Annotated in this window: 7 protein-coding genes; 5 read left to right on the top strand and 2 right to left on the bottom strand. The window is 66.9% G+C overall.

The window, feature by feature from the left end; all coding sequences use genetic code 11:
• The first annotated feature begins 70 nt into the window (after window positions 1-70).
• On the top strand, window positions 71-1,654 hold the full coding sequence (gene serA / locus ACYPYD_RS02095) for a phosphoglycerate dehydrogenase (RefSeq protein WP_069707491.1): 1,584 nt from the start codon (window positions 71-73) through the stop codon (window positions 1,652-1,654).
• Window positions 1,655-1,792: 138 nt separating this feature from the next.
• On the top strand, window positions 1,793-2,701 hold the full coding sequence (locus tag ACYPYD_RS02100; protein ID WP_459661882.1) for a bifunctional helix-turn-helix transcriptional regulator/GNAT family N-acetyltransferase: 909 nt from the start codon (window positions 1,793-1,795) through the stop codon (window positions 2,699-2,701).
• Window positions 2,702-2,705: 4 nt separating this feature from the next.
• On the opposite strand, the gene ACYPYD_RS02105 is transcribed toward ACYPYD_RS02100, so the two are convergent.
• Entirely contained in the window at window positions 2,706-3,449 is a 744-nt protein-coding gene (locus tag ACYPYD_RS02105) for an EF-hand domain-containing protein (protein WP_459661883.1), read from the bottom strand.
• 158 nt (window positions 3,450-3,607) lie between these two features.
• Here ACYPYD_RS02105 and ACYPYD_RS02110 point away from each other — a divergent pair, with 158 nt between their 5' ends.
• Window positions 3,608-4,732, top strand: a complete 1,125-nt coding sequence (locus ACYPYD_RS02110; RefSeq protein WP_459661884.1) for an ATP phosphoribosyltransferase regulatory subunit — start codon at window positions 3,608-3,610, stop codon at window positions 4,730-4,732.
• On the opposite strand, the gene ACYPYD_RS02115 is transcribed toward ACYPYD_RS02110, so the two are convergent.
• Window positions 4,729-5,592 carry an alpha/beta hydrolase gene (locus tag ACYPYD_RS02115; RefSeq protein WP_459661885.1) on the bottom strand — a complete coding sequence of 288 codons (864 nt, stop codon included), beginning with the start codon at window positions 5,590-5,592 and terminating at the stop codon, window positions 4,729-4,731. The genes ACYPYD_RS02110 and ACYPYD_RS02115 overlap by 4 nt on opposite strands.
• A gap of 237 nt (window positions 5,593-5,829) precedes the next feature.
• On the opposite strand from ACYPYD_RS02115, the gene ACYPYD_RS02120 reads away from it, so the two are divergent.
• On the top strand, window positions 5,830-7,119 hold the full coding sequence (locus ACYPYD_RS02120) for an adenylosuccinate synthase (RefSeq protein WP_008829316.1): 1,290 nt from the start codon (window positions 5,830-5,832) through the stop codon (window positions 7,117-7,119).
• A gap of 5 nt (window positions 7,120-7,124) precedes the next feature.
• On the top strand, window positions 7,125-7,619 hold the full coding sequence (locus ACYPYD_RS02125; RefSeq protein WP_459661886.1) for a L,D-transpeptidase family protein: 495 nt from the start codon (window positions 7,125-7,127) through the stop codon (window positions 7,617-7,619).
• The last annotated feature ends 113 nt before the right edge of the window (window positions 7,620-7,732 follow it).

The following is a 7,732-nucleotide window of genomic DNA, read 5'->3' on the forward strand; positions in this document are numbered from 1 at the left end:
TCCGCGATTTTATTCGAGAATTTCACTCCGCCATGGCCTCACTTACGGCCAGCGTGAAGGAACACATTCCATGACCAAGCCCAAAGTCCTCATTTCCGACAAGATGGACCCCAACGCCGCCCGCATCTTCGAAGAGATGGGCTGCGACGTCGACGTCATCACCGGCGAGAATCCGGAACAGCAGATCGCCCGCATCGGTGAATACGATGGCCTCGCCATCCGTTCGTCGACCAAGGTGACCAAGGAAATGCTGGCCGCCGCCAAGAACCTCAAGGTCATCGGCCGCGCCGGCATCGGCGTCGACAACGTCGATATCCCGGCTGCCTCGGCGCAGGGCGTGGTGGTGATGAACACCCCGTTCGGCAACTCGATCACCACCGCGGAGCACGCCATCGCGCTGATGTTCGCGCTCGCCCGCCAGCTGCCCGAGGCGAACGCCCAGACGCAGGCCGGCACCTGGCCGAAGAACGGCTTCATGGGCGTCGAAGTCACCGGCAAGACGCTCGGCCTCATCGGCGCGGGCAACATCGGCTCGATCGTCGCCAGCCGTGCGCTGGGCCTGCGCATGAAGGTCGTCGCCTTCGACCCGTTCCTGACGCCTGAGCGCGCCGTGGAAATGGGCGTCGAGAAGGCGGACCTCGAAACGCTGCTGGCCAAGGCGGACTTCATCACGCTGCACACGCCGCTGACCGACCAGACCCGCAACATCCTCTCGGCCGAGAACCTTGCCAAGACCAAGAAGGGCGTGCGCATCATCAACTGCGCACGCGGCGGTCTGGTGGACGAAGCCGCGCTGAAGGCGGGCCTCGATTCGGGCCACATCGCGGGCGCCGCTCTCGACGTGTTCCAGACTGAACCGGCGAAGGATTCGCCGCTGTTCGGCACCCCGAACTTCATCTGCACCCCGCATCTGGGCGCATCGACCACCGAAGCGCAGGTCAACGTGGCGCTCCAGGTGGCCGAGCAGATGGCCGACTACCTCGTCAACGGCGGTGTCACCAACGCGCTCAACATGCCCTCGCTGAGCGCCGAGGAAGCCCCCAAGCTCAAGCCCTACATGAAGCTGGCCGAAGTGCTGGGTTCGATGGTCGGCCAGCTGACCGTGGACTCGGTTCCGCGCATCTCGATCCACGTCGAGGGCGCCGCCGCCGAACTGAACCAGAAGCCCATCACCGCCGCCGTCCTCGCCGGCTTCCTGCGCGTGCAGTCGGCTACGGTGAACATGGTCAACGCCCCGTTCCTCGCCAAGGAGCGCGGCCTCGAAGTGCGCGAAGTGAAGACCGAGCGCGAGGGCGACTACCACACTCTGATCCGCGTTTCGGTGAAGACCGAAGCGGGCGAGCGTTCGGTGGCCGGCACGCTGTTCAACAACGTCGAGCCGCGCCTCGTCGAGATGTTCGGCATCAAGGTCGAGGCCGAGCTGGACGGCTCGATGCTCTATATCGTCAACGAGGACGCGCCGGGCTTCATCGGCCGCATCGGCACGCTGCTGGGTGAGAACGCGATCAACATCGGCACCTTCAACCTCGGTCGCCGCGCGGCTGGCGGCGAAGCGGTGCTGTTGCTCTCGGTGGACGGCGATCTCTCGGCCGGACTGCTGGAGCAGGCGCGTGCGCTGCCGGGCGTGAAGACCGTCAAGGCGCTGACGTTCTAAGCTGACGCTTTAACAAGCTCCCAACGAAAAGGGGTCGGTGCCTTGCGGCATCGGCCCCTTTCTCGTTCGGGAGGCGTCGTTCGTCTCGCACTTCTCGATATTGTTGACTAAGTCAACATAATCGATCAAGGCTGGCGCATGAACCAGGCCATCGACGCGATCCGCACCTTCAACCGCTTCTTCACCCGGCACGTCGGCGCCATCGACGCGCGCTTTCTCGACACCGATGCGAACCTGCCGGAAGCGCGCCTCCTGTTCGAGATCGCACGGCTGGGGCCGGTGCTGGCGAATGTCCTGCAGGCCGAACTGGGCCTCGATCGCGGTTACCTCAGCCGGATGATCGCCCGGTTCGAGGAACGGGGCTGGGTCGCGCGCGACCGGCTCGACAGTGATGCGCGCGCCCGCCCGATCCGGCTCACGCAGGCGGGGCAGGCGGCGTTCGAGGAGATCGACGGGCGCCAGCGCGATGCTGTCGCGCACGATCTGGAACGCCTGAGCGCGACCGAGCGCGACGATCTGGTGCAGGCGCTGACGCGGGCGCGGCTGCTGCTGGATCGCCAGGCGCCCGATGCCTTCACGATCCGCGACGCGCGGGTCGGCGAAGTCAGTCAGGTGGCGGCCCGTCAGTCGGTGCTCTACGCCGAAAGCCACAGTTGGGGGCATGGGCTCGAAGTGGTGGAGGCGGAAACCACTGCAGCGTTCCTGCGAAACTCCGATGCGGAGCGAGAGCGCTGCTGGGTCGCGGATCTGGGCGGGGTCATGGCCGGCGCGGTGTTCCTTACCGACGAGGGGGAAGGCACCGCTCGGCTGCGCCTGCTCCACGTCGAGCCTTTCGCGCGGCGGCGGGGCATCGGCGACGCGCTGGTCGCCGGCTGCCTCGATTTCGCGCGGGAGAAGGGCTACCGGCAGGTGGTGCTATGGACGCATACCGTGCTCGAAGCCGCGCGCCGCATCTACGCGCGCAACGGCTTCGAGTGCATCGACACCCAGGTCCACCATACGTTCGGCGAACCGGTTCAGGGCGAGACCTGGCGCGTGTTGCTTTGAAGCATCAGCGCGGCGGCGGGCCGCCCATCGGGCCGGGGCCGCCGGGACCGCGCATGCGCTCCCCGTCCTTGCCCTTGGGGCGCAGTTCTTCCATCGACAGGTAGCCGTCGTGGTCGGTGTCCGCCGTGTCGAACAGCTTGCCTTCGTAGGCCAGCAGTTCCTCCAGCGAGACGCCTGCGTCGTAATTGGTGTTGGCGCGGGCGATGACGGTGCCGCTGAGGGGCTCGATCAACCGCGCGAGTGCGCGATCTTCGCCGACGTCGGGCATGACGGCCTCGACGATCGGGCCGCTTCGGTCACCGGTCGCGGCATCGTCGCTGGTGGCGGCCGAGCCCATCTTGCTCTGCCACGCGCTGAATTCCGCCATGGAGATCGAGCCGTTGCGGTCGGCGTCGATTGCGGCGAAGCGTTCCTTGATGATGACCGCGCGTCGCGCCTCGACGAGCGCGTGCAATTCGTCGAGTGTTACGGTGCCGTCGCGGTTGGTGTCGGCGTCGCGGAACATGTCGGTGACGATCTTGTCGAAGCGCGCGCGCTTGATCGGCTTGGGCGGCTGAGGGGGGCGAGCACCGCCGCCGCCTCCCGGAGGGCCTCCGCCGCCCATGTCGTCTCCGCCCATGCCACCGCCACCCATTCCGCCGCCGCCCATGCCGCCATCCATGCCTCCCATGCTCTGGGCAAGGGCTGGCGGAGCCAGTGTCATCAGCAGTACGGCCAGAAGCGGGGTAATCTTGCGGGCAGGGCTCATGGTTGCGCCTTCGTTGATTGAAACAGGATGCGTCCCGCCAGACGCCTGGGTTCGACTTAGCGGCTGGACCTTCCGGAGCCGATGGAAAATTCGTCGCCAATCGTCGCAAATTTGTACATTCGACAACCGCGCTTCGGCGGGCTAAGGGCGCGGCCATTATGCAGGAAAACGACCGCGATCTTCTGCCCGAGGGCTTGGGCGACCGTCTGCCGCAGCAGGCATGGGCATCCCAGACGGTGCGCCGCGCCGCGCACGACGTTCTTGCGAGCCACGGCTACGCGCGCGTCGAAACGCCGGTGCTGGAGTTCGAAAAGGCACTGGCGCACCGCATGGCGGGCGTTCAGGTGCGCCGCATGTTCCGCTTCGTCGATCCGGTCTCGATGCGGATGCTGGCCCTGCGGTCCGACATCACCGCGCAAGTCGCGCGCATCGCTGCGACCGGCCTTGCGCAGGCGCCGCGGCCGCTGCGGCTGTCCTATTCGGGGCAGGTGGTGACGATCAAGGGCGACGGCCTCGATCCGGCGCGTGAGCGCCTGCAGCTGGGCGCGGAACTCGTCGGCGCCGATTCGACCGAAGCGGTGGCCGAGATCGTCGAACTGGCGATCGAGGCGCTGCGCGCGGCGGGCGCAATGGGCGTTTCTGTGGACTTCACCCTCCCCGACCTCGTCGATACGCTGAGCGCAGGGGCACTGCCGCTGCCCTCCATGAACATCGAGGCGGTGCGCCAGATGCTCGACGCCAAGGACGCAGGCGGGCTGGTCGATGCGGGCGGTGAAGCCTATCTGCCTTTGCTCTACGCCGTCGGGCCGTTCGACAGCGCGATCGAGCAACTGGCAGCCTTTGATGTCGGCGGTGTACTCGCCAGCCGCATTGCCGCGCTGCGGGCGATCGCCGCGCGGGTGAACGGCAAGGCGCGGCTGACGCTCGATCCGTCCGAGCGCCATGGCTTCGAGTATCAGTCCTGGTTCGGTTTCACGATCTACGCCGATGGCGTGCCGGGCAGTCTTGGGCGTGGTGGCACCTATTCGATCCTTGGCCAGACCGGCCGCAATCCGGAATCCGCGACGGGCTTCTCGCTCTATCCCGATCCGCTGATCGAGAGCCTGTCCGCCGCTGCGGGCGAGGAGCGCCGCCTGTTCCTCCCGCTCGGCCATGACCGCGAGGTCGCCAGTCGTCAGCGCGCGATCGGCTGGGTGACCGTCGCTGCGCTCTCGGAAGCGGACGATGCGCTGGCGCTGGGCTGCTCGCACAAGCTGGAAGGCGGCGAGGCGGTCGCGCTTTAACCGAACACCCGGACGAGCCAGCGATCGACCACGCCGGTCGCGGCATAGTCCGGATTGCCCAGTTCGCGGTTGATCTGAATGTGCCCCGGCAATCCGCGTCCGGGGAAGCCTTCGCGCTCGACCTTCGTGCCCGCCTTGCGCAGCGCCGCTTCCAGTTCCTGGGCTTGCCGCACGCCGTCGGCGCGCTGGACGTGGAGCAGCAGGAATTGCGGCGCATTGGGCGCGGCCGCCTGCAAGGTGGGCGAAAGCGCGCGCTGGCGCGACGGATCGGTTCCGAAGGCTTGCCGATATGCACCGCCCATCAGCCGCTCGGCGTCCTGCATCTGCGCGGGGACGTCGTAGGCGGCGCCGTCGATCGGGATCACGCCGCGAATGTCGGAGTAGGCCAGTCCGGCCTTGCGCAGATACCGCGGATCGGTGCCGACCAGCGCCACCAGATGCGCGCCTGCGCTGTGCCCCATCAGCACGACCTTGCCGCGCGCGATGCCTAGCGAATCCGCCTGTTTGAGCAGGGCCGCGAGCGCATCGGCAACATCCTGCGCCTGCTGCTCCACGGTCGCGTCCGGGACTAGCCGGTAGTTGACGCTGGCGAAGGCGTAGCCCTCGCCGGTGTAGTGCGCGACCTTGTAGCGGCCGGTGGCGCTGTCCTTGTCGCCGCGCTTCCAGCCACCGCCGTGAACGAAGACGACCAGTGGGGAAGGCTTTTTGCGCGCGGCCCCGTTCTGAGTTCCTGGCCAGAAATCGAGCGTCTGCAGCGCTCCGGTGCCGTAACTCAGCGTTTCCGTTCGCTGCTGCGCGAGGGCGGGCGTAGCTACCGCTAGCAGCAGGGCACCGATCGTGATCATTGGGGTTTTCTTCATGGTCGCATGCTCCCGTGATATGTCTGCAGGGTCGCAGGCCGGAGCGGGCAGGGGCAAGTCGCCAAGTGTAATGAGGAGTAACCCGTTCGTGCCGGTGACCCTTGACTACCGCCCCCCCTTGCCCTTAGGGGCCCGACCGAAAAAGCCGGGGCCTCCTGCCCCACCGTAAATCCGTATCGTCGAGTCCTGTCGAAGGGCGATACCGGATCCACCGTGGCAGGGTGGAGGAGCATATCCATGGCAAATGTTACCGTGATCGGTGCCCAGTGGGGCGATGAGGGCAAGGGCAAGATCGTCGACTGGCTCGCCAGCCGTGCGGACGCAGTGGTGCGTTTTCAGGGCGGCCACAACGCGGGCCACACGCTCGTCGTCGGCGAACAGGTCTACAAGCTGAGCCTGCTGCCTTCGGGCATCGTCACCGGCACGCTTTCGATCATCGGCAATGGCGTCGTGCTCGATCCGTGGCACCTCAAGTCCGAAGTCGAGAAGCTGCGCGGGCAGGGCGTCGAGATCAATCCCGAGAACTTCGCGATCGCGGACAACTGCCCGCTGATCCTGCCGGTCCACCGCGAGTTGGACGGCCTGCGTGAAGCGGCTGCCGGTGCGGGCAAGATCGGCACCACCGGTCGCGGCATCGGCCCGGCTTATGAAGACAAGGTCGGTCGCCGCGCGATCCGCGTCTGCGATCTGGCGCACCTCGATGCGCTGGAGCCGCAGCTTGATCGCCTCTGCGCCCACCACGATGCGCTGCGCGCCGGTTTCGGCCAGCCTCCGATCGACCGCGAGGCGCTGCTCAACGAACTGCGCGAGATCGCACCCTTCGTGCTGCAGTTCGCCCAGCCGGTGTGGAAGCGGCTCAACAAGGTCCGCAAGGCGGGCGCGCGCATCCTGTTCGAGGGCGCGCAGGGCGTGCTGCTCGACGTCGATCACGGTACCTATCCCTTCGTCACCAGCTCCAACACCGTGTCGGGCACCGCCGCCAGTGGTTCGGGCCTCGGCCCCTCGGCGACCGGTTTCGTGCTGGGCATCGTCAAGGCCTACACCACCCGCGTCGGCTCCGGCCCGTTCCCGACCGAGTTGGAGGACGAGACCGGCCAGCGTCTGGGTGAGCGCGGCCATGAATTCGGCACCGTCACCGGCCGCAAGCGCCGCTGCGGCTGGTTCGACGCGGTGCTGACGCGCCAGTCCTGCGCGATCTCGGGCGTCACCGGCATCGCCCTCACGAAAGTCGACGTCCTGGACGGCATGGACAAGGTGAAGATCTGCACCGGCTACCGCCTGCACGGCAAGGTGCTGGATTACTACCCGAGCCACGCCGCCGATCAGGCCGCGGTCGAGCCGATCTACGAGGAAATGGACGGCTGGCAGGGCACCACCGCCGGTGCCCGTTCATGGGCGGACCTCCCCGCGCAGGCGATCAAGTACATCCAGCGCGTCCAGGAACTGATCGAGACGCCGGTGGCGCTCGTCTCCACCAGCCCCGAGCGCGAGGACACCATCCTCGTGCGCGATCCTTTCGTGGATTGATGATGATGCGGGGCGTCCTGAGGTTCGCCCCGCTGCTTCTGCTGCTGGGCGCCACCGAGGCGCCCCGGCCTTTGAAACTGCCTGACATCGACATGATCCGCGTACGCAAGGCGGCGCGGATCATGGAACTCTACTCGGAAGGCCGCCTCGTCCATGTGATCGAGCATATCCAGCTCGGCGACGAGCCCGTCGGCCCCAAGCGCTTCGAAGGCGACGAGCGCACTCCCGAGGGACGCTACGAAATCGACTGGGGCAACCCGGCGAGCGCCTATCATCTCTCGCTTCATATCTCTTACCCCAACGCCGACGACCGCGCCTTTGCGGCGGGGCGGGGGCGCTCTGCGGGCGGGATGATCATGATTCACGGTCAGCCAAACGATTGGGCTCCGGGGCGTGTACCCGGCGACTGGACCGACGGCTGCATTGCGGTTTCCGACGAAGAGATTGAGGCTCTGTGGGAAGTCGTGGCCGACGGCACCCCCATCGAGATCGAACCCTGAATGTCGCGTCGTCCCGGACTTGATCCGGGACCGGTGGCAGTGAACGGCCCATGTCGCTGCGTGAAGCTACTGCTCACCTAAAGACGGCCACCGTTCCCGGATCAAGTCCGGGA

Source organism: Novosphingobium sp. 11B, from assembly GCF_054589055.1.